Origin of the sequence: Gordonibacter sp. An230, assembly GCF_002159915.1 — a bacterium.
Taxonomy (GTDB): Bacteria; Actinomycetota; Coriobacteriia; order Coriobacteriales; family Eggerthellaceae; genus Rubneribacter.
The window spans coordinates 1-21,899 of sequence record NZ_NFJP01000004.1 but is presented as its reverse complement, the minus strand read 5'-3'; the positions used below and the strand labels follow the sequence as shown (position 1 = coordinate 21,899).

Sequence of the window (21,899 nt, the reverse complement as noted above, 5' to 3'; positions counted from 1 at the left end):
CCTTACGGCACCGCAGGGCGCAGTCAGCGCGAGAACTTCCGCAGGAGCTGCATGACCTCGTCGACCACCTCGACGTTGCCGCGCTGGATCTGCTCGACTACGCAGGTTTCCAGGTGGTCTTGCAGCATGATCTCCGAGATGCGGTGCACGGCGCTTTCGGCGGCTGCGAGCTGCACGAGGACGTCGCCGCAGTAGCGGTTGTCCTCGATCATGCCCTTCACGCCGTTCAGCTGGCCGATGACTCGGTTGAGTCGCTTTTGCAGGTCATCTTGCAGCGCAGCCGAGCGCGGCGTCTCCTTGCGATGGCAGCAGCCTTGCTGTTCCATGGATATCGTCCTCCTGTATACCATATGCCCCCTCGGGGCATGTTCCCGTCAATGGCAGTATATGCCCCCTCGGGGCATTGTCAAGCACCGTTCATCAACGAAAGGGAAATCGACAGCGCGCGAATCGGGCTCATGGTACAATGCAGCGCCCAAAGGCAAAGGGATCGTCGGAAGGATCTGGCTGTGTGCAGACGTTTCGTCGCGGTCGACCGAGCCGAGGTCGCGCGCGTCGCGACCGAAGTCGCGCGTGCGCTGGAAGCTCGCGGGGACGCATGCGAAGGGCTCGGCGCTCTTGACGCTCTCGACGACTTCCAAGCGAGCCTGTCTGAGCCGACTTCGTACAGGCCGTCGGCTCGACACGATGCTTTCCCTTCGTCTGTGGTAACGCTCATCGTGCCGACAGGCTTTGGAACGCAGCTTGCCGTCGCGGATATGACCTGGGGATATCAAGTCCCCTGGAAAAAAGGGGTCGTGTTCAACACGCGCATAGAGACGGCTCTCGGCAGCTCCTCGAACATGTGGCGTGTGTCTCTCGAGCGCCGTCGCTGCCTCGTGCCGGCTTGGAGCTTCTTCGAGTCCCATGCGACCGAGACGGTGCCGAGCCCGCGCACCGGAAAGCCCATGCGCCGCCTCTACTCTTTTGCCCGCGCGGACGGCACGCCGCTTATTCTGGCGGGCATCCACGAGGCGGGGCGTTTTTCGCTCGTGACGACCGAGCCTTCCACGGTCGTCGCGCCGGTGCACGACCGCATGCCGCTCGCACTCAGCGCGGACGGCGCCGCGTTGTGGCTCGTCGGCGATTTCGCGACGCTCCTCGACCTTGACTCGCCCGCCCTCGAAGCCGAGCCGACGGGCTGAGGACCGAGCCTCAGGCGAACGAGAAACGGCCTATGGCTTCGAGGCGTTTCGATGTCGTGCGCAGTTGTTTCGACCGAAGCATCTGCGCACGATAAAGCAAGGGCAGGGAGCACGTCAGCGCCGCAGGCCTGATCTTGCGGTTCCCTAGCTGTCCAAACCGCTTCTCGGCAGACGGAAAGTAGCATGACCGTCGGAAGACGCTCCGTCGACAACTCGCATGCTGCCGCTTTTCGTCGGATTCGCGTGCGCCCGTCGCGCTTAGAAGCATGCGAGCCGCAAAGGGTTGCCCTTGCCGGATTCGAACCCTGCCAGCCCATTGGGATGCGACCGCGAAGCCCGCGCATGCACCCCAGCATGAGGCGAATGGGACCCTGCATCCTTCCATTTCTCGACGAGGAGCGCGTTTCGCCCTGCGCTCTAGGCGTCGCCCGGTCGGACATCGGACCGGCACTACGCTTCAGCGTCCTTTGATGCGCCCGCGCGGTCAAACCGCACGCCGACCAGACTACCCGCCAAAAGGACAGCCGCTCGCATCCGGCCGACGCCCGGTCGGACAGGGACGTCTTTTCCTCATGTCGTCGACAGCCGTCGACATGGAAACAGATAACGCGACGCGCAGAGGCTGGCGCACGAGCGCGTCGCTTATGCGCAAAAACGCGCACGGTGCAGATCGGTCTGCCGGCATCAACTTCCGGCTGGCATCTCCGGCATCACGTGGAGCACGGAAAGCCCGACGTTGACGAGCTCGACAGCCATCGCGACGCGCTGCGCCGGGGAGGCGACGACAAGCCTTGCGGCATCGCCTTCATGGTCCTGCTGCAGAAGGCGGCCGAAACCGTTGCGATGCCCAAGGCCTTCGGATCACGGGCGCTCAGTCGCTGGCTTCGAGCGTAGCGCTTCGCTCCGGCGATTTGGGCGCCATTCGGCTCCAGGTCCTTCCCCGCTTTGAGGAACGCAACGCCACCGCAACGTTGCGGGAAGGCAAGTCGAAGCGGTCTTCAGAAGGATCGTGCCTCTTTCGTCCGACCCCTCGGCGGTTCCCCTTCTCTGGGCTTCCCCTGTTTTCAATAGAAATCTCCCGGATCCCTTGACAACATGTCGTCCTCTCCTATACTTATGAACAGTTGTTCATATGTTTGGAGGTGATTATGGAAGAGAAGGACGAGATGGTCCGATCGGGTTCGAGCTCGGACATCGCAGCCCGAGGACTCGAGCGCGAAGACGAGTGCGCTTGCCCGGCCAGCATTGTCGAGCGCTTCGAGATCGAATCCATGCCCGACGAGGAACTGCTCTACGACCTGGCCGACCTGTTCAAGGTGTTCGGCGACACGACGCGCATCAAGATCCTCTACGCCCTCATGGGCACGGAGCGGTGCGTGGCCGACATAGCCGACATCATCGGCGCCACGCAGAGCGCCGTGTCGCACCAGCTGCGCACGCTCAAGCAGGCCCGCCTCGTCAAGTTCCAGCGCGACGGCAAGAACGTCATCTACTCGCTGTCGGACGACCACGTGTACACCATGCTGGCCCAGGGCATGACCCACATCTGCGAATGACGAGCGCCACCGACACGTACAGATGTTTCACGTGAAACATCTCGCCCGGAAGACGAAAACAGGAGAGCGCCGGCAGCGGCGCACGTGAAAGGAAGAACCATGCGCAAGGCTTTCAAACTCCAGGACCTCGATTGCGCGAATTGCGCCGCGAAGATGGAGAACGCCATCAAGGGCATCGACGGCGTGAAAAGCGCCACGGTCAGCTTCATGACGCAGAAGCTCGTGATCGAGGCCGACGACGACTGTTTCGACGCCGTGCTCGACGAAGCGCAGCGCGCCTGCTCGAAGATCGAGCCGGATTGCGTCATCCTGCGTTAACCCACCGACCATCGAGGGGGCGCCTGCGCACGAGCGCGCTCGCCGCACTTTTCACGAACGGATGTTTCACGTGAAACACTCCGGCGGCGTTCCGCGCCCTCGATCGAACCGAAAGTTGAAATCGATGAACAAGAAACAGAAACGAACGAGGAACCGCATCGTCCTCGCCATCGCGCTGTTCGCCGTCGTCTACGTGATCGCCGAGCTCATGCCGCTCGCCACGTGGCTCGGAAGCGAGACAGCCGCGCTCTGGGTGGAGTTCGCGCTCTTCCTCGTCCCCTACCTCATCGCCGGCTACGACGTGCTTTTGCGCGCGGCGAAGAACATCGGCCACGGCCAGGTGTTCGACGAGAACTTCCTCATGAGCGTGGCCACCATCGGCGCGTTCGCGCTGGTGCTGTTCCCCGACAGCGACCCGCACATGGCCGAAGGCGCGGCCGTCATGCTGTTCTACCAGGTGGGCGAGCTGTTCCAAAGCTACGCCGTGGGCAAATCGCGCAAGTCGATCGCCGACATGATGGACATCGCGCCCGATTTCGCCAACGTGGAGCGCGACGGGCGGCTCGTGCAGGTCGACCCCTACGAGGTGGCCGTGGGCGACGAGATCGTCGTCAAAGCCGGCGAGCGCGTGCCGCTCGACGGCGTGGTGGTGCGCGGCTCCTCGCAGCTGGACACCGCGGCCCTCACCGGCGAGTCGGTGCCGCGCGAGGTGCGCGAGGGCGACGAGATCATCTCGGGCTGCGTCAACATGAGCGGCCTCATCACCGTGCGCGTGACCAAGCCTTATCGCGAGTCCACCGTGAGCCGCATCCTCGAGCTCGTGGAGAACGCGGCCGAGAAGAAGGCCAAGACCGAGAACTTCATCACCCGCTTCGCGCGCTACTACACCCCGGCGGTCGTCGGCATCGCGGCGCTCTTGGCCATCATGCCGCCGCTTCTGCTGGGCGGCGGCTGGTCCGACTGGGTGCAGCGCGGGCTGATCTTCCTCGTGGTGTCGTGCCCCTGCGCGCTCGTCATCAGCGTGCCCCTGTCGTTCTTCGGCGGCATCGGCGGCGCCTCGCGCCTCGGCATCCTCGTGAAGGGCAGCAACTACCTGGAGACGCTGAGCCGAGCCGAGACCGTCGTGTTCGACAAGACCGGCACGCTCACCGACGGCTCGTTCAACGTGGTGGCCGTGCACCCCGCCTCCGGCATCGACCCCGACCGGCTGCTGTCCATCGCGGCGCACGCCGAGGCGTACTCGAACCATCCGATCGCGCTGTCGGTGCGCGCGGCCTACTCGGGGCCCATCGACCAGCAGCGCATCGACGACGTGCAGGAGCAGAGCGGCCACGGCGTGCGGGCGCGCATCGACGAGCACGTGGTGTACGTGGGCAACGACAAGCTCATGAGCGCGTGCGGCGTGGACTGCCGCGACTGCGAGCTGACCGGCACCATCCTGCACGTGTCGCTGGACGGCGAGTACATCGGCCACATCGTCATCGCCGACGTCATCAAGCCCGACGCGGCCGAAGCCGTCGCCGCCTTGCGCGCGGCCGGCGTGAAGAAGACCGTCATGCTGACGGGCGACCGCGCCGACGTGGCCGCAGCCGTGGCGAAGGAGCTGGGCATCAACGAGTTCCGCACGCAGCTTCTGCCCCAAGACAAGGTCGCGGAAGTGGAGAAGCTGCTCGAGGAGACGCATGCGCACGGAACCGGCAAGGGCAAGCTGGCCTTCGTGGGCGACGGCATCAACGACGCCCCAGTGCTCACCCGCGCCGACATCGGCATCGCCATGGGCGCGATGGGCTCGGACGCGGCCATCGAGGCGGCCGACGTGGTGCTCATGGACGACAAGCCGTCCAACATCGCGCGGGCGATCGGCATCGCCCGCAAAACCATGGGCATCGTGTGGCAGAACATCGTGTTCGCCCTCGGCGTGAAGTTCCTCGTGCTGATCCTGGCGGCGGTGGGCATCGCGAACATGTGGCTCGCTGTGTTCGCCGACGTGGGCGTGGCCGTGATCGCCATCTTGAACGCCATGAGGGCGATGAACGTGAAGAAGTAGCCGCAATCGGACGACCCTCCCAGCTAGGTGCGACTGCGCTCGGCGCGCCGAGCGCAGTCGCACCTAGGCGCTCATCGCAGATGGAAGCGAAGCGCCGAAGCGGGAAGAGAGCTCCGCATACGTGCGAGCTCTCAGAGGCTTGGCAGAGTGCAGGCTGCATGAGGGCAGGCGCTTTGAGAGACGACGCTCGAAGAAGGCGAACGCGGAATCCTGAGGACGTCGATTCCCGTCATTCAGGACGGCGAGGCCGCAAAGCAGGATCGGCGTCGCTCGTCGGCCTCGTCAGTTTTCGCACGACGCCGCGCTCGCCCCCATCCGCATCGCGCAGGGGCGACCGGGTTCCAACACGAGGTCGAAGCGCAGCCAGAACGCGCCGTCGCGGCGCTGGGCTGTCGCATCGAGCGAGGCGCCCATGAGCTCGGAAAGCGAGCGCGCGATGGCCAATCCCAGCCCCGAGCTCTCGCCTCCGCGCGCGGCATCCGCCGTGAAGAACGGTTCGAACAGCCTTTCCATCTCGCTCTCCGAAAGCTCGTCGGCATCGTTGGCCATCGTCACGACCACGCGGCCGTCCCCGCGCACGGACACGGCCGCCTCGAACGACCCTTTCGCGTAGGCGCCGACGTTGCCCAGCAGGTTCTCTAGCACGCGCTCGAGCGCTGAGGGGTCGGCCAGTGCGAAGACCGGGCGCGCGGGGAGGTCGACCCGCACGTCGAGCCCGCGCTCGGAGAGGAGCCGGTGGCGCTCGGAGAGCGCTTCGCGCACAGCGCGGCAGACGTCCATCTCCCCGATCTCGAGGCGCGCATCGCCCCCGCGCGCCTGCGACAGCTCGTAGAACTGCGCGACGAGGCGCTGCAGCGCGGCGGTCTTGCGCCGGACGGTGTCGAGAGAGGCGCGCGCATCGTCGTCAAGCGCGTCCCCATCCATGAGCGCCAGGTAGCCCACCATGGCGGTGAGCGGCGTCCTCAGGTCGTGGCTCAAGCTTTCCACCTGGGACTTCAGCCGATCCTCTTGCCGCGCGCACTCGACTTGCCGCTCTTGCGCGGCCTCGAGCACCCGGTTGACGGCCTCGAGAAGCCCCTCCAGCTCGGCGCAGGGCTGCGGCAACCGCGCCATGCGGTTGTCCTCGATGCGCTCCGCGATCTCGGCAAGCTCGGCGCTCGTCTGCCGGATCGAGCACTTGAGCAGCGCGAGGCGCGCGGCGAGGAGCGCCGCCGCCGAGAGCGCGAGGGCGAGAAGCACTGCGAGGATCGCCTCCATCCGCACCTCCTTCCTTTCTTCCGCTACAGCTCCGTCTTCTCTGCCCGCCACAGGCCCCAAGCGCCGAACGCGACGATCCCCGCGAATCCCGTGACGAGGCACTTCGCCAAACCCGAAGGGGTGCTCCATAAAAACTCGGCGGCACCGCTCTGGTTGATGAGCACCTCGCTTGAGAAGAAGTTCGCGGGCATCCAAGCGGCCACGGCGGCAACTGGCTCGACGAAGCGACCGATGCCGTCGAACAGCGCGGGGACGAAGTAGACGACCAAGAGAAACACGAAGAAACCCGCCCCCGACGCCGGCAGCGTCGCGCACACGGCAACGACGAGCACGACGCACGCGACGGAGAACGGAAGCGTCGCTGCGATGCCCTGCAGCAAATAGCTCGTCGGCTCAAGCCCCGGCCCCTCCAAGAGCGCAAACGCGCTGCCGATGAACACGATGAGGAATGCCGCTATGCTGATCAGGCCCAACACCGTGGACACGAGGCATTTGCCCAAAAACAGGTCGCGCCGTGACAAACCATGCGCAACAGCGTTCTTGAAGGTGCCGTCCTTACCCTCGCTGGAGAACAAGTCCCACACGAGCAGACCCGCCACGAAGAACGTAAGGCTCAAAGCGGAGACGACGTTGCTCAGGGAGAATCGCACGGTCGCATACGGGAAGCCCGGATCGAACGCGCCCATGCCAAACAACAGCAGGTTGCCCGCCAAGCCGAGCGCGCATAACAGGCCGGTGAACATGTAGAACTCATGGCCGTGGACAATGCGGTACCATTCGCTTTTCACGTAGTTCAACATCATGCGGCCCCCTTTTCCTTCAGATCGAAATAATACTGCTCGAGCGTCATTCGGCGCCGCTCGAGTCGAAAGATGCCCAGGCCGTGCGCGCTCGCAAGACCGCTGTAAGCCTCGATGGGATGCTGCGGACTGAGGATGCGTACCGTGGCGTCGGGCAGCACCTGGTAGCGATCATGCACGCACTCCCGTTCGAGCAGCACGGCGTAGCGCGAGGGGTCCGACACGGCGATATCGATGCAATCGGCGCATCGCGCGCGCAGCGTCTCGGCACTCACCTGCTCGAGCAGACGCCCCCGCCGCAAAAACGCGTACTCGGTCGCCACGTGCTCGAGTTCTGCGAGATGGTGGCTTGACGTCACCACGGTCACGCCTCGCTCGCGATTGAGCCTCTCGAGCAGGGTTCGCACCTCGGCGATGCCGCTCGGGTCGAGTCCGTTCGTCGGCTCGTCCAAGACGAGCACCTCGGGCTCTCCCATGAGGGCCATCGCCAGCCCGAGGCGCTGCCTCATGCCCATGGACAGATCCCCTGCGCGACGCTTTGCCGCCTGCGCCAACCCCACCGCTTCCAAAAGCGCATCCGTTTTGCCCTCCCCCGGCACGCCTTTTCGGATACGGCAGCACTCGAGGTTCTTCTCCACGCTCAAGCGAGGGTAGAATCCGGGCTGCTCGATCAGCGCGCCGATGCGCGAACGCCGCCGCTCGACGGCTCGCGCGTCGTGTTCGCCGAACAGCCGTACCTCCCCCTGCGTGGGGAATGCCAGGCCGCACAAGATTTTGAACAGGGTGGACTTGCCCGCCCCGTTGTCGCCCACGACCCCGAGCACCGTTCCGCGGCGCACCGCGAGGCTCACGTCGTCGAGGGCGGCAACGGAACCATAGCGTTTCTTCAGGCCCCTTGCTTCGATAACCGCCTCCATAAGGAAGCGCCTCCTTTCCTCCTATTCGCACGTTGCGGAAAAGACGATAGCCGACCCTCTTGAAATAAGTCCTCAAGAAATCCTAAGGAAAGAATAAAGACGCTCCTCGAATGGCTGCCCTGCCGCATGCCGAAGGCCGCCTTCTCGCACGGGTGCGGTGCGCGCCCATCGTTTTCTCAAACACGGCGGCCGCTCCGCGCGGGTAAGTCGATGCAAGGCGGACGCCCCAACGCGGGTTCCACGCCAGAGGGCGAACCGCATGGCGCTCGGAGGGGCGCTCCGAGCGCTCATGCCAGCTTGAAACCGATGCCCCAGACGGTCTTCACGTACTCGTCCTGCGCGCCGGCGGCCGAAAGCTTCTTGCGGATGTTGCTCACGTGCACGTTGACGGCGTTCTCCTCGCCGTAGTAGCCGCACCTCCACACCAGCTCGTAGAGGCGCTCGCGCGAGAACACCCGGTCGGGCGCGCGCATGAGCACGTGGAGTATGTCGAACTCGCGGACGGTCAGGGCCACCTCGACGCCGTCGAGCGTCACGCAGCGGCGCGCGGCGTCGAGGCGCAGACCCCGATGGACAAGCACCTCTTCGCCGACGTCCGCGCCCAATGTTGCCGAGGCGCCCTGCGCGCGCCTGAGCACCGCATGGATCCGCGCGGCCACCTCGTCGGGGTCGAAGGGCTTCGTCACGTAGTCGTCGGCGCCCAGCTTGAGCGCGGCCACCTTGTCGGAGGCGCCCGCCTTCGCCGACACCACCACGACGGGCGTGCGCGCGCCCGCTTCGCGCATGCGCCCGATGATCGCCGGCCCGTCCATGCCCGGCAGCATCATGTCGAGCAGGACGAGGTCGAACGGCGCGCGCTCCATGCGTAGAAGCGCCTCGGTGCCTGAGAAGGCCGAAACCGCCTCGAACCCTTCGCGCGTCGCGATGCGCGCCAGAAGCGCGTTGATGTCCGGATCGTCTTCCACGACGAGGATGCGCCCTGCGTCCATGCCCTCTCCTTCCGAAGCCATCCCCGTCTGCGCCCCAAACCCGGTCGCGGACGGCCTGGGTCCATGATACCATCGCCGCGTCCGCGGCACGCGCATGGCGACCGGTATTCGACGCGGTGACGGGCGCCTTGCGTTCCAGAGCCGACCGCCCTGCATGCGCGGAGGGGCGCTACGCTGGGGCCTTATGAGCGACGCGCGCGACATCGGACGGCATGACGACGGGCCTCCGCCCCTGCGGGCGGGACGCGCGCTCGTCGTGGTCGCGCGCTGGCTGCTCGCGGCGGCATGCGCCGCGGCCATCCCGCTTGCCTTCGACGCCCTTGCGCTTCCCGCGCGCCTCGGCGCGTTCGCGGCGCTGAGCTTCCTTCTGGCCAACGCCCTGTGGCAGCACCTTCCGCTCACGCCCGCCTGCCTTGCGGCGTTCGCCGCCTCCGCGCTGTTCGCCGTCGTCGTGGTCGCCCTCGTCGACGCGGGCGGGGCCTCCGATGCGGGGAACCTGATCTTCTACCTCTGCTTCGCGGCGCTCGGCGCAGCGCTCGCCCGCCTCGCCCTCAAGACGATCGACCGGACGGCCAGACGCCGCCTTTGAGCGTTCCGCCCTTCGCAAGCGCCCCGTCCCCCACCGCCCCCGATCTGCTACCATAGGCGGCGAACCGAGGGAAGGATCGCCATGCGCATACTCATCGTGGAGGACGATGCGGCCATCGTGGGCAGTTTGACGGATCTGCTGCGGCGCGAGGGCTACGAGACGCGGCACGCGAGCCGCCAAGACGACGCGGTGGCGCTCTTGGGCGCTGAGCGCTTCGACCTGGCGCTCGTGGACGTGGCGCTCGCGCAGGGCAACGGGTTCGCGGTGTGCGCGGCGGCGAAAGGGGCCGACCCCGCGCCCGCCGTCATCTTCCTCACCGCCTCCGACGACGAGTTCAGCACGGTGGCGGGACTCGACATGGGCGCCGACGACTACATCGCCAAGCCCTTCCGCGCCCGCGAGCTGCTCTCGCGCATCAAGAGCGTGCTGCGCCGCACGTCGGGCGCGTCGGCGGCGCTGCGCCTGGGCGACGTGGAGGTGGACCCGGCGGCGGCCACAGTGCGCAAGGCGGGCCGCGAGGTGCAGCTGACCGCGCTCGAGTACCGGCTGCTATTGCTCTTCGCACAGAGCCAGGGGCGCCTGGTCACGCGCGAGCACGCGCGCAACGCCATCTGGGACAGCGCCGGCGAGTACGTGAGCGACAACACCCTCAACGTGTACGTCAAGCGCCTGCGCGACAAGATCGAGGACGACCCGGCCGACCCGAGGCTCGTGCTCACGGTGCGCGGCCTCGGGTACAAGGCGGGCCCCGCAGCGGAAGGCGGCGCGCGATGAGCGTCCTGCGCAACCGCTCCTTCGCCGTCGAGCTCGCCCTGATGGCGGGGGCCCTCGGCGCGGCCGCCGCGCTCGCCTTCGCGCTGGCGGGACCGGGCGCGGGGATCGCCGCCCTCTGCTCGCTCGCCATCGCCTGCGGGCTCTTCGCCCTGTTCACGGAGCGCCGCCATCGCGAGATCGCGCGCCTCGCCGAGGAGGTGGACGCGGTGCTGCACGGCGGGCGGCGCATCGACTTCTCGGACTATCGCGAGGGCGACGTGGCCGTGCTCAAGAACGAGCTGGCGAAGATGACCGCCGCGCTCTTTGGCGCCACCGAGCGCCTCGGGCAGGAGAAAAGCGCGCTGGCCGACGCGCTGGCCGACGTGTCGCACCAGATCAGAACGCCACTCACGGCCATCGGCCTGCTGGTACCCGCCATCGAGGAGGCCGAAAGCGAGGCCGAGCGCACGCGCGCCCTGCGCGAGCTGGAGGTGCTCGTGGAGCGCGTGGGCTGGCTCGTGACGACGCTCCTCAAGCTGGCGAAGGCCGACGCGGGGGCCATCCGCGTGCAGGCCGCGTCCGTGGACGTGGAGCGCCTCGTGCGCGACGCGATGGCCCCGCTGGCCGGCGCGTTCGACCTGCGCGGCGTGGCCTGCGAGGTGGACGTGGAGCCGGGCGCGTCGTTCACGGGCGACGCCGCGTGGTCGGCCGAGGCGCTCGGCAACGTGCTGAAGAACTGCCTCGAGCACACGCCCGCCGGCGGCGTCGTGCGCGTGAGCGCGTCGGAGGACGCCGTGGCGCTGCGCCTGCGCGTCACGGACACGGGGCCCGGCATCGCGCCCGAGGACCTGCCGCGCCTGTTCGAGCGCTTCTACCGCGGGGCGGGGTCGGAGGGCTTCGGCATCGGGCTCTCGCTCGCCCGCTCGCTCGTCGTCGCCCAAGGCGGCACGCTGCGCGCCAGCAACGACCGCGCGACCGGCGGCGCGCGCTTCGACTTCGCGTTTCCCAAGGTCGTGGTGTGAGCGCGCCCAAGATGACGATTTCGTAATGCGGGGTTCACGCCGCCGCAACCGCGCGATGGGACACTGTTCGTAGAGAATCGAGCGAAAGGCGAAAACCTATGGACATCCTCACCACCGAGCGGCTGACGAAGGTGTACGGGCAGGGCGCGACGGCGCTCAAGGCCCTCGACGGCGTGTCGCTCTCCATCGCGCAGGGCGAGTTCGTGGCCATCGTGGGCTCGTCGGGCTCCGGCAAGTCGACGCTTCTGCACCTCATGGGCGGCGTCGACCGCCCCACGTCGGGCACCGTGCGCCTGGCCGGCGCCGACGTGTACGCGCGCTCCGACGAGGAGCTCGCGGTGCTGCGCCGCCGCGAGGTGGGGCTGGTCTACCAGTTCTACAACCTCATCCCCGTGCTCAACGTGGTGGAGAACATGACGCTGCCCGTGCTCATGGACGGGCGCAAGGTGAACGAGGATCGCCTGCGCACCCTCGTCGAGGCCTTAGGGCTGCGCGGCCACGAGGGCTTCCTGCCCAACCAGCTCTCCGGCGGCCAGCAGCAGCGCGTTGCCATCGGGCGCGCCCTCATGAACGCGCCGGCCGTGGTGCTGGCCGACGAGCCCACCGGCAACCTCGACTCGCGGAACTCCAGCGAGATCATGGGCCTGCTGCGCGACTCGAACCGCCATTTCGACCAGACGCTCGTCGTCATCACGCACGACGAGGACATCGCATGCGCGGCCGACCGCGTCATCGCCATCGAGGACGGGCGCGTGGCCTCCGACGAGAGGCGGCGCTAGCATGGGCATCTTCACGCGCTTCACGCTGCGCTCCCTCGCGAAGAACCGCGTGCGCACCGCCGTCACCGTGGCGGGCATCGCGCTGTCCACTGCGCTTCTGGCCGCCGTGCTCACGAGCGTGGGCAGCATGCAGGCGGCGCTTATGGAGCGCACCATGGCCACCGAGGGGTCGTGGCACGTGTTCTCCTCGGAGCTGTCCGCGACCGCCGTCGACGCGCTTGCGGACAGCGACCAGGTGAGCGACCTCATGACGTTCACGAAGGGCGGCACGGCGGCACTGTCGGAGGAGGATGCACGCAACCTGGGCGACTTCTTCACGCTGAAGAGCATGCCCACCGTGGCGAAGGGGTCGGACGAGCCGATGGGCGCGCCGTACGCGCTCATGCCCGAGCTTGTGGAGGGCGGCATGCCGCAGACCGCGGACGAGGTCATCCTGCCCGACTACCTCAAGGGCGAGACGCTCGGCGCCGACGGCAGCGGCGGCGTGCGCTCGGACGGCCCGATCGCGGTGGGCTCGGCCGTGGAGGCCGACCTGGGCGTGCGCGTCCTCGGCGACGACGGCGAGGAGTCCATCGAGGACCCGCGCACGCGCACGCTCGTCGTGACCGGGTTCTACGAGCGCCAGCCTCCCTTCCTGGCGAACAACTACGCGGTGGCCACCTCTTCGTCGGTGGCGATCAACGCCGCCGGCTCCCCTGCGGGCATCGGCGCGGGCGAGGGCGATGCGACGATGGGCGCGTACGTGGTGACGCGGGGCATCGGCAGCTTCGACGAGATGCGCGCGTTTTTCGAGGAGGCGACGGGCTTTCCCCAATCGGACGCGACCCTGTACCACGGGAACCTGTTCCCGTACCTCGGCATCTCCGACGGCCGGCCCATCTGGGGCACGCTCTGGGCGGTCGCGGCCGTGCTCGCCGTGGTGATCGTGGCGGCGTCGGTGACGCTCATCTACAACTCCTTCGCCATCTCGGTGGCCGAGCGCACGCGCCAGTTCGGCCTGCTGGCCTCGCTCGGCGCGTCGAAACGGCAGCTGCGGCGCACGGTGTTCGCGGAGGCGCTGGTGCTGGGCCTCGTGGGCGTGCCGCTCGGGCTCGTGCTGGGCGTCGCCGGCACGGCCGGCGCGTTCGCGGCGTCCTCCGAGGCGTTCGCCTCCCTCGTGAGCGGGGTCGAAGGCGTGCCCGTGCACGTGGACCCACTCGTGCTGGCATCGGCTGCCGCGCTCTCGCTGGCCACCCTCGTGGCGAGCGCCTGGGTGCCGGCCCTGCGGGCGAGCCGCGTGTCGGCCGTCGACGCTATACGGCAGACGCAGGACGTGCGGCTGTCCAGGCGCGCGGCGCGGCGCGGCGCGGCCGGGGCGGGCGCCGCCGTCAAGCTCGGCTGGCGCGGGAAGCTCTTCGGCGTGCCCGGGTTCGTGGCGCACCGCAACCTCTCGCGCTCCGCTTCGCGCGGGCGCACCGTGGTGGCGTCTCTTGCGGTGAGCGTCGTGCTCATCGTGGCCACCGGCAGCCTGGCGGATGCCCTGGCGCCCATCGCCGACAGGGCTGGGCGCGGCGGCGCAGGTAGCGGGGCCGACGTCACGGTGTCGGCGCACATGGACTCCTACGAGCAGGGGTCGACCGTCGATTTGCACTCCTACGCCCAGGAGCTCGACCGGTTCCTCGAGCAGGCGCGCGCCGTCGAAGGGCTCGAGTTCCTCGGCTCCACGTGCCAGGGCCAGGCCGAGGCCGTCATTCCCGCGGGCATGATCTCGCCCGAGGCGAAGGCGGCGCGCGAGCGCATCGACGCCGAGAGCAACGGCGCGTACAGCGCCCCGAGCTTCAACGCGCAGGGCGACTATCTTGGCTCCGTGGCGCTGTTCTACCTCGACGACGCCTCGTGGCGCTCGCTCGTGGCGGAGCTCGGCCAGGACGAGGCGGCGTTCTGCGACCCCGACAACCCGCGTGCCATCGGCCTGAACGCGTTCCAGGGCACGCTCATGGACGGCACCTACGTCTCGACCGCCCCCTTCGCCGCCGCGGGCGACGTGGACCTGTTCGCCATCGAAGGGCGCGAGGGCTTCTCGACGCTGGGCGTGCGGGAGGGGCCCGACGGCGGGCTGGTGGCGGGCTACCTCGACATCGAGGACCCCGAGCGCATCGAGCTCCTCCCCCTCGACGACGTCGCGACGAGCGTCGGGATCGAGGTGGGCGCGCTCACCGAAGGGGAGCCCGATGCTTTGAACGCCTTGGCCGCGAGCAGCCAGTTCCCTGCGCTCGTGCTGCCCGAGAGCGCGGCGGCCGCTCCCGAGGACGACCGTTTCACGAGCCCGTTCACCTACTCGTTCGCGAGCTTCTCCTTCAAGGCGGCCGACCACGCGAAGGCCGCCGAGGAGCTCGAGGCGCTCGGGAAGGGCCTCGACGGCGTCTCCCTGTACGTGACCGACCTCGCGGAGAGCGCGCGTCAGAACCGCCTGATGACGCAGGCCATCCAGCTGTTCGTGATCTGCTTCTCCGTGATCATGGCGCTCATCGCGGTGGCGAACGTGTTCAACACGCTGGCGAACAGCATCATCCTGCGCACGCGGGAGTTCGCGGTGCTGAAGTCGATGGGCATGGGCGGCCGCGCGTTCGCCCGCATGCTCGCCTACGAGTGCGCGAGCTACGCCGCGCGCGGCCTGGCGATCGGCCTCGTGGCGGCGACGGCGGTGGCGTGGGCGCTCTTCCAGGCCACGTCGCTCGCGTTCGCGGGCAGGGCGTTCTCGCTGCCGTGGCCCTACGTGGGCGCCGCCGTGGGCGTGGTGCTGGCGGTGCTCGCCATGAGCGTGGCCTACGCGCTCGTCCGCACCCGCGCCGGCAGCATCGTGGAAGCCTTGAGGACCGACGCGATCTAGGAGAACGAAGGAACGCTGCCCGCTGCAACAAGCGGGCAGCGGGCGTTTTTTATCCAAGAGAGTGAAGCTCCCCCGTTGTCATCATGAGCGAGCGAAGCGAGTCGAAGGATCCCGTGCGGCGATAGCTGCGAACGCTACTGCTGACGCCGCACGGGATCCTTCGACTCCGCTCGCTGCGTTCGCTCCGCTCAGGATGACAACGGGCGCGCCCCTCTCGACCTTATGCGTCCCAAGCGTCCTCCTCGGCGGCTTTGACGATGCGCCAGGCGGTGTAGCCATCCAGCTCGTCGAAGCGGATGGCGCGGAAGACGTAGTCGGGCACGCGGCCCTGGCGGTGCAGGCGCTCGATGTCGCGGCGCTGCCGGGCGTCGGCCCTCCCCTTGCGCGCCTTCGCGGCGCGCTCGCTCTTCGAGCGCTCGATCAGATGTGTGATCAGCTGGCCGGCCTGGGCCTTCGTCAGCTCGCCGTCGAGGCCGTCGTAGAGGTCGGAAAGCTCCGCCTCCGCGCACAGCTTCTCGATGAGCGCGATCTGCTTGGGCGAGGCCGGACGGCTCCCCCATCTGTCGGCGCTCTTGCGATCCCACAGCTGCCGCTGGTCGGCGGCTTTGCGCGAGAGACGCTCGTGAGCGGCGTCGAGCAGCCGCTGCAGCGGCTCGCGCTCGCTCGCGGACAGGACGAGCCCCGTCTTGCGGTCGACGATCTCCAGCACCGACGCGCCCACGAGGTCGACCGGCGCGATGCGCAACACGACGCGCTCGGTGGAGATGGTGAGCGACCCGTCGCCCAGCTGCACCCAGTTGACGTCGTGGAGGTCCCACCCCTCGTCGCGTCCGAGCACGTCCACCCGCTTCGCGCGAAGCGCCCAGGACAGCGGCGTCTCATCGAAGGAGAGGAAGCGCTCCTCCATCGTGCTGAGCGGACCCTCGACAGCCTGTCGCCGGTAGCGCGCGAGCACTTTCTCCGGATCGAGGCCCAGAAGCGTGGGCGCGGCGCACAGACCGCTGTCGTAGGTGATGCCCACGCAGTCCACGAGGCGCACGCTCTCCTTGCCGGGCCCGCGCCTGAGCCCGCGGCCCACCATCTGCGTGTAGAGCGTCGGATTCTTGGTCGGACGCGCGATGAGCACCGTCTCGATGCCCGGGATGTCGGTGCCCTCGGTGAGCACGAGGTTGTTGACGAGGCACGGGAACTCCCCGCGCCCGAAGCCCGAGATCAGCCGCTCGCGTTCCTCGGGGCTCGTGTTCGCCTCCACCACCCGAGCGCCGTCGATGAGCCGCGCGAGCTCGTAGGCGTGGTCGACGCTGGCGGCGAACACGAGCGTCTGCCCTTGCGCGTAGCGGCGGTACGCGGCCGCTATCTGGTCGTTCGTCTCGGGCGTGTTGAGGGCCTCGTCCAGATCGCGCAGCCGGAAGTCTTGTTGGCCGGTCGTTGAGTTGCGGCTTGTCTTGATCTTGCGCGCGTCGTAGTCCACCGTGACCTGACGGCAGTCGATATCGGCCAGATGCCCCTGGTCGATGCCCCATTTGAGGTCGCGAGCAAACACGATGCGCTCATACACGTCCGACAGGCGCACCTTGTCGCCGCGGTTCGGTGTGGCCGTGAACCCCAAGTGCAGACGCGGCTTGAAATAGTCGTATATCTTGCGATACGACGGCGCCACCGCATGGTGAGCCTCATCGGTGATGACAAGGTCGAAGTCATCGGGCGCGAAGCGGTCGAGCCGGCGCACGAGCGACGCCACCGACGCCGCCACCACCGGCTCGCCCGCGCTCGCGCGCTCGGCCATCTCGATGCCCACGGGCACGTCGTAGTAGGACTGCGCCTGCTCGAGGATCTCCTTGCGGTGCGCCAGCACGAGCACCCGCCCGCGTCGAGCGAGCCGCGCGAACGTGACCGTCTTGCCCAGCCCGGTGGCCATCTGCACGAGGTAGGAGCCCGGAGGCAGGGCGTCGCACACCTCGACGCACTCCTGCTGGTAGTCGCGCAGCTTCAGTGTCGAGCGATCCTGCGTCGCGGTCTCCCTTCCCTCGATCGGCCATCCTTTCGGAAAAGCATAGCACACTTGTTCGCATTGTGGGCGCAGGATGCGAATTCCGCCGCATGGAACGCCCCTTCCCGATGTCCGGTTTCCCGCAGGCAGGCTCGCCTCGCGGCGACGCGCACGAAAGTCCGCTTCCATTGCACAAAAACAAGCGAAGTGAAAGATACGGCGGGGCCGTCCCGGTCGCTTCCGCGCTCTCTGCTTCCCGGCCGCACGAGATGGGCGGCGTTTCCGCAGGTCGCCGAGAGCCAGGTCTTTCGTTCCACAGCCTCCTCCATTCACGTCGCGGGTTTTTGTGCAGCGCATGCCGGAATACGCGCACGCACCCGTCGGCGGCACCGATCACAGCCCCAATGCCGGAGCGGAAAGCAGAATCCCGCAAAAAAGGCTTCGAGAGAAAGAAAACGCCCGGAGTGGTACTATGCATACCGCTTTGATGTTTGGCAACGTGCGCTCTATCCACGGCTTTGCTTACCGTCCGCGACCCTGCTTACTATCAACGGCGGTTCACGAAAACCATGCGGGACGCCCCTCTCAGCCCAGACGACCGCATGCGCAGCTTCCGCTCGATGCCCGCACTGGAAACACCCTTCATGAGCTGCGAGCCGAAGATGACGTTCGAAGGTTGGCGCGCTGCGCGACCGGGCCTCCGCTCAACCATTCTGAGTCCTCCTGAAGCCGGCGCCTTCATCTCCCAAGGCGCCCTGTCGATCGGAACATCGGCAGAGGCCGCATTGGGGCCCTCGCTCTTCTTGGCGAATCGCACGGCGCGCCCCGCACGCGCGAGCGCTCGCGCCGTCTTCTGCTCTTGCGCCGCACGATGGCAGTCTCGGAAACGATCACCTCGCCGATCCGCTTACCCATAGGCGCACTGCGGCGCAAAATCCCCTCAGAGCGGTTTACGCCTCACCGCGCCTTGAACGTCTTCGCGGCGACGCCCACCGTGTCGATGGCGAGCGACAGCACGACGATCCCGCAGAACGCCGGCTGCACGTTCGACAGCACCTGGAAAAGGGCCCCCTCCGGCGCCTCGACCGTCGAGGCGAAAGCCTGCACGATGGCTTGGGAGTCGACTATCTGGTAGTTCGCGAGCCAGAAGACCGCGAGCGCGGCGGCCGCCACGTTGGCGACGAGCGACACGATGAAGACGCGCTTGGTGTAGCGTCCCTCCACCAGCTTGAAGCTCTCGCCTGCCACGCTCACCAACACCCACGCCACAAGGATCCAAGCCGATGCGCGGATGGCCTCGACATCGAAGAGATCGAAGGGCGCGCCATCCGCGCGGCGGCAGAGCGCGTTCAAGATGTTGGGAAACAGCAGAAAGACAACCGCGAACGCGATGGAGAACACGATGCCGGCCACCGCCTCGCCGCGCGTGGAGCTTTTTCCGCGCGGGACCGGCGGCAGGTCGTCGAGCGAGCCCATGACCTCCACCCGGACGCCCTTGCGATGGAACACGGCGAACAGCACTGTGACGAACGTGAAAGCGAACGACGAAGCCGCTATGATCGAGCCGAGCCATCCGAGCCCTTCCTCAAGACCGTCGCCGCCTCTGCCAGTGACCACGGTCAGCGCCGAGGACAGCGTGATGCCGCCGACGACGCATGCGAGCACGATCTTGAGCACGAACAGGTACTGCGCGTAGTACGGCTGGCCGATGAGGCACGCATCCTCGTCGGCGGTGTACTTTCGCACCATCTCGCCGGGCGTGCCCAGCTCGGTGAGCACGACGCGCACGTCCTTCTGCGTGGGCGGCAGGGCGCCGCACCGCTCGTCCAGCATATCGGAGATGAGCGTGCGCAGCTCCTCAGCCACGTCGGCGCGCTGCTTGGCGGGCAGTCGGCGCGTGACGGCGTAGAGATAGCGTTCCACAAGGTCGTTATCGTAGGGCATCTTCGTCGTCCTTCCCCTGTTCGGCTGCATCCGCACAAGACTCGCCGACTGTCTCGCCATCGGCCCGCAGAAGGCCGTTCACGCCTTCGCAGAGCACGCGCCACTGCTCCTCGACCGCGCGCAGAACGTGCAACCCCTCGGGCGTGGTGCGGTAGTACTTGCGCGGCTTCGAGCCGCCGTGGTCCCATTCGCTTTCCAGCAGCCCCTGGGCCTCGAGGCGCCGCATGAGCGGGTAGAGAGTGTTCGCCTCGATGGGGATGCCGTGGTCGGCGAGCGATTTCACCAACGCATAGCCGTACGCCGGCTCGCGCAACCGGCTGAGCGCCAGCATGACCAGCGTGCCGCGGCGCAACTCCAACACCATGCTCGACACGATGTCGTCCCGCTCCATACGCCCCCTCCCCTCTTCGTCGCTTACCATGCGTTGTGCACTATACCATAGATTACACATTAGTGTGTGATACACAGTAAAAAGCAGCGGACGCGTGACCGTTCGCATCCTGAGCGGAGAGCCACCGAGCACGAAATCGAAGAAGCCCGCGCGGCGACAGCCGGAAAGGTCGCAGCTGACGCCGCATGGGCTCCTTCGGCTCGCAGCGCCCGCTCAGGATGACGACAAAGAAAAAGGATGCCGCGCCCGCTTCCCCCGCGCCTTCCGCTATACTCGTGTCAGTGGAAGACGGCGGCGGCGAAGGAGGCGGATATGCCCCGCATGACGGACGAGGAGTTCGAGGCTGCGGTCGAAGAGGCCCTGGCAGGCATCCCCGAGAGGTTCCTCGGGGCGCTCGAGAACGTGGCGGTCGTGGTGGAGGACGAGCCCGACGACTATCATTTCGAAATTATGGATGAACCCGACTGCCTAGGCGCGTCGGTGCAGGGCGACGAGCTCCTGGGGCTGTACGACGGCGTGTCCCTTTCCGACCGCGCCGACGGCTACGACGGCGGCCTGCCCGACGTGATCACCGTATTCAAAGGACCGCATGAGCGCTGCTTCAGCTCGCGTGCCGAACTGGTGGAGGAGATCGGCAAGACGGTGGTGCACGAGATCGGCCACTACTTCGGCATCGACGACGATCGCCTGCACGAGATGGGCTACTGAACGCGTTCCCCCTCCGAACGCCGATGAGGGCGTACGCGCATCGTGGGCCCTTGCGCGATCACGACGCCGGCCAGAATGGCGACCACGCCCGCAGCCTGCACGGCACCGATGCCCTCCCCCAGCACGATGATCGACACGAGGATGCCGCACGGCAACTCCGAGGCCGCGAGGATGGTGGACACGCCAACCGGCAGCTTCGGTGTGCCGATGCCAAACAGGAGGACCGGCACGAACAGCACCGTCACGGCCAGCAGCACTCCGTAGCCCGCGATGCCCTGGAAAAGCACGCCCGATGGGAAGTAGCCTGGGCATACGACGACGCCCACGACAAGCGACCCCAGGCAGATGAAGAACCCGCGCTGGAAGGACGGCATGTCGTTCTCCACGTGGCCCGACAGGTACATGAACGCCGCACACGACACCGCCGAGAGCAGCGCGCACGCGATGCCAACCGGATCGAACGACGCGAAGTCCACATCGGAGGAAAGCAGGCCGCTCGCGAGCACCGTGCCCGCCATGATGACGACCGCGGCCGTCACCTGGGCCGCATGGGGCGGCTTGCGCGTGGCGACCACCTGGATGACGATGCCGATCCACGTGAACTGGAACAAAAGCGTGATGGCCACCGCCACCGGCAGCTTCGAGAGCGCGATGCTGTACAGCACGCCCGTGGTGGCCGTGACCATGCCGGTGCCCGCGAGCTTGAGCAGCCTGCGAGCGTTCATTGGCACCGCGCCCTTGTTGCGCGCGGCCTCGACCGCGAACGCGAGGCCGAAGAGCAGCGTGCCGAACAGCGCCTGGCTCATGACCGTCTGAGGCCACGCGAAGCCGGCGGCGAACGCGCTTTTGGCCACCGTGCCCATGGCGCCGTAGCTGGCCCCGCCAAGGAAGACGGCCAGCGCGTATTTCAGAAGCGGTGAACGCATGCCGCCCATGGTAGCACACAGGCGCGCGCACGGCATCCGAAGACCCTTCGCCCACGCATTCGACAGCAGCAGCGTTTCAAGGGCTTCGCTGTCTGGGATCGGGGCGCCCTTGTCTCGTGGGGCGCTTCGGCAGCCACCGGCGCACGCTGACGCAAGCTATGCTCGGCGAAAGCGTTCGGTGCCGAAAGCTCGCAGCGCGCAGGGCTTCCCCGCACCACGTGAATCGCCTTCGTGATCGAGCCGACGGGAAGCCTCGGACGTCACCGCTGCGCTCGAAAGCGTTTCCCCATCCACGAGGCGCGCCTCCTCGGGATGGGATGCCGAACGACTTCCCAAATGAACGAACGACCTGCCTGCGCACGCACATCATTTCACGTATAATTCCCTCAAGGCAATACCGACTGCAAGGAGGACACCGCATGGATCTCAACAAGCGTCCCGAGGACATGGAGCGAATCACCACGCCTGAGCTGGCGCGCGCGTTCATCGACGAACAGGTGGAGGCCGTGCGCGCACAGGTGGGCGACCAGAAGGTGCTGTTGGCGCTCTCCGGCGGTGTGGACTCGTCCGTGGTGGCGGCGCTGCTGATCAAGGCCATCGGCAAGCAGCTCGTCTGCGTGCACGTGAACCACGGCCTTATGCGCAAGGGCGAGAGCGAGCAGGTGGTGGACGTGTTCCAGAACCAACTCGACGCGAACCTCGTGTACGTGGACGCCACCGACCGCTTTCTCGACCTGCTCGACGGCGTGGCCGAGCCCGAGGCGAAGCGCAAGATCATCGGCGCCGAGTTCATCCGCGTGTTCGAGGAGGAGGCCCGCAAGGTGGCGGGCGAGGTGGGCTTCCTCGCGCAGGGCACCATC

Annotated in this window: 21 protein-coding genes; 12 read left to right on the top strand and 9 right to left on the bottom strand. The window is 67.4% G+C overall.

Annotated features, from left to right (window positions below):
* Positions 1-23: 23 nt before the first annotated feature.
* Positions 24-326 (bottom strand): metal-sensing transcriptional repressor, encoded by a 303-nt coding sequence (locus B5F40_RS03070; protein ID WP_204217313.1) that lies wholly within the window; start codon positions 324-326, stop codon positions 24-26.
* On the opposite strand from B5F40_RS03070, the gene B5F40_RS03065 reads away from it, so the two are divergent.
* The 5 genes from B5F40_RS03065 (at position 303) to B5F40_RS03045 (ending at position 5,105) form a co-directional block, all read left to right on the top strand.
* On the top strand, positions 303-1,184 hold the full coding sequence (locus tag B5F40_RS03065; RefSeq protein ID WP_342395011.1) for an SOS response-associated peptidase family protein: 882 nt from the start codon (positions 303-305) through the stop codon (positions 1,182-1,184). The genes B5F40_RS03070 and B5F40_RS03065 overlap by 24 nt on opposite strands.
* 663 nt (positions 1,185-1,847) lie before the next feature.
* Positions 1,848-2,078: a hypothetical protein gene (locus B5F40_RS03060; protein WP_087192914.1), complete on the top strand. Its 231-nt coding sequence runs from the start codon at positions 1,848-1,850 to the stop codon at positions 2,076-2,078.
* 377 nt (positions 2,079-2,455) lie between these two features.
* Positions 2,456-2,740 (top strand): ArsR/SmtB family transcription factor, encoded by a 285-nt coding sequence (locus tag B5F40_RS03055; protein ID WP_087193040.1) that lies wholly within the window; start codon positions 2,456-2,458, stop codon positions 2,738-2,740.
* Between the two features lie 99 nt (positions 2,741-2,839).
* Positions 2,840-3,058, top strand: coding sequence for a cation transporter (locus tag B5F40_RS03050; protein WP_015538806.1), 219 nt, complete (start codon positions 2,840-2,842; stop codon positions 3,056-3,058).
* A gap of 124 nt (positions 3,059-3,182) precedes the next feature.
* Complete coding sequence (locus B5F40_RS03045; protein ID WP_087192913.1) at positions 3,183-5,105, top strand: heavy metal translocating P-type ATPase; 1,923 nt, start codon at positions 3,183-3,185, stop codon at positions 5,103-5,105.
* Positions 5,106-5,387: 282 nt separating this feature from the next.
* On the opposite strand, the gene B5F40_RS03040 is transcribed toward B5F40_RS03045, so the two are convergent.
* From B5F40_RS03040 to B5F40_RS03025, 4 genes are all read right to left on the bottom strand, one after another.
* A complete protein-coding gene (locus B5F40_RS03040; protein WP_087192912.1) occupies positions 5,388-6,362 on the bottom strand; it encodes a sensor histidine kinase in 975 nt (324 codons plus the stop codon).
* A 23-nt stretch (positions 6,363-6,385) separates the two neighbouring features.
* Positions 6,386-7,165, bottom strand: coding sequence for an ABC transporter permease (locus B5F40_RS03035; RefSeq protein WP_087192911.1), 780 nt, complete (start codon positions 7,163-7,165; stop codon positions 6,386-6,388).
* The gene (locus B5F40_RS03030; RefSeq protein ID WP_087192910.1) at positions 7,162-8,079 is read right to left on the bottom strand and encodes an ABC transporter ATP-binding protein; all 918 of its coding nucleotides are present in this window, start codon (positions 8,077-8,079) and stop codon (positions 7,162-7,164) included. Before B5F40_RS03030 ends, B5F40_RS03035 begins: the two co-directional genes overlap by 4 nt.
* A gap of 287 nt (positions 8,080-8,366) precedes the next feature.
* Entirely contained in the window at positions 8,367-9,068 is a 702-nt protein-coding gene (locus B5F40_RS03025; RefSeq protein WP_087192909.1) for a response regulator transcription factor, read from the bottom strand.
* 184 nt (positions 9,069-9,252) lie between these two features.
* Between B5F40_RS03025 and B5F40_RS03020 the strand changes: the two genes are divergently transcribed.
* From B5F40_RS03020 to B5F40_RS03000, 5 genes are all read left to right on the top strand, one after another.
* A complete protein-coding gene (locus B5F40_RS03020) occupies positions 9,253-9,657 on the top strand; it encodes a hypothetical protein (protein ID WP_087192908.1) in 405 nt (134 codons plus the stop codon).
* Between the two features lie 81 nt (positions 9,658-9,738).
* The gene (locus B5F40_RS03015; RefSeq protein WP_087192907.1) at positions 9,739-10,431 is read left to right on the top strand and encodes a response regulator transcription factor; all 693 of its coding nucleotides are present in this window, start codon (positions 9,739-9,741) and stop codon (positions 10,429-10,431) included.
* Positions 10,428-11,432 carry a sensor histidine kinase gene (locus B5F40_RS03010; protein ID WP_087192906.1) on the top strand — a complete coding sequence of 335 codons (1,005 nt, stop codon included), beginning with the start codon at positions 10,428-10,430 and terminating at the stop codon, positions 11,430-11,432. Before B5F40_RS03015 ends, B5F40_RS03010 begins: the two co-directional genes overlap by 4 nt.
* A gap of 98 nt (positions 11,433-11,530) precedes the next feature.
* Positions 11,531-12,211: an ABC transporter ATP-binding protein gene (locus B5F40_RS03005; protein WP_087192905.1), complete on the top strand. Its 681-nt coding sequence runs from the start codon at positions 11,531-11,533 to the stop codon at positions 12,209-12,211.
* A gap of 1 nt (position 12,212) precedes the next feature.
* A complete protein-coding gene (locus tag B5F40_RS03000) occupies positions 12,213-15,080 on the top strand; it encodes an ABC transporter permease (protein ID WP_087192904.1) in 2,868 nt (955 codons plus the stop codon).
* A 220-nt stretch (positions 15,081-15,300) separates the two neighbouring features.
* On the opposite strand, the gene B5F40_RS02995 is transcribed toward B5F40_RS03000, so the two are convergent.
* The 3 genes from B5F40_RS02995 to B5F40_RS02985 form a co-directional block, all read right to left on the bottom strand.
* On the bottom strand, positions 15,301-17,142 hold the full coding sequence (locus B5F40_RS02995; RefSeq protein WP_162610868.1) for a DEAD/DEAH box helicase: 1,842 nt from the start codon (positions 17,140-17,142) through the stop codon (positions 15,301-15,303).
* 885 nt (positions 17,143-18,027) lie between these two features.
* Positions 18,028-19,014 carry a hypothetical protein gene (locus B5F40_RS02990; protein WP_087192902.1) on the bottom strand — a complete coding sequence of 329 codons (987 nt, stop codon included), beginning with the start codon at positions 19,012-19,014 and terminating at the stop codon, positions 18,028-18,030.
* Positions 19,001-19,405 carry a PadR family transcriptional regulator gene (locus B5F40_RS02985; protein ID WP_087192901.1) on the bottom strand — a complete coding sequence of 135 codons (405 nt, stop codon included), beginning with the start codon at positions 19,403-19,405 and terminating at the stop codon, positions 19,001-19,003. Before B5F40_RS02985 ends, B5F40_RS02990 begins: the two co-directional genes overlap by 14 nt.
* A gap of 312 nt (positions 19,406-19,717) precedes the next feature.
* Here B5F40_RS02985 and B5F40_RS02980 point away from each other — a divergent pair, with 312 nt between their 5' ends.
* Complete coding sequence (locus B5F40_RS02980) at positions 19,718-20,113, top strand: metallopeptidase family protein (RefSeq protein WP_087192900.1); 396 nt, start codon at positions 19,718-19,720, stop codon at positions 20,111-20,113.
* On the opposite strand, the gene B5F40_RS02975 is transcribed toward B5F40_RS02980, so the two are convergent.
* Positions 20,107-21,075: an EamA family transporter gene (locus tag B5F40_RS02975; protein WP_239442883.1), complete on the bottom strand. Its 969-nt coding sequence runs from the start codon at positions 21,073-21,075 to the stop codon at positions 20,107-20,109. The genes B5F40_RS02980 and B5F40_RS02975 overlap by 7 nt on opposite strands.
* A gap of 383 nt (positions 21,076-21,458) precedes the next feature.
* Between B5F40_RS02975 and B5F40_RS02970 the strand changes: the two genes are divergently transcribed.
* The coding region (locus B5F40_RS02970; protein WP_239442882.1) for an ATP-binding protein at positions 21,459-21,899 on the top strand (441 nt) is incomplete at its 3' end.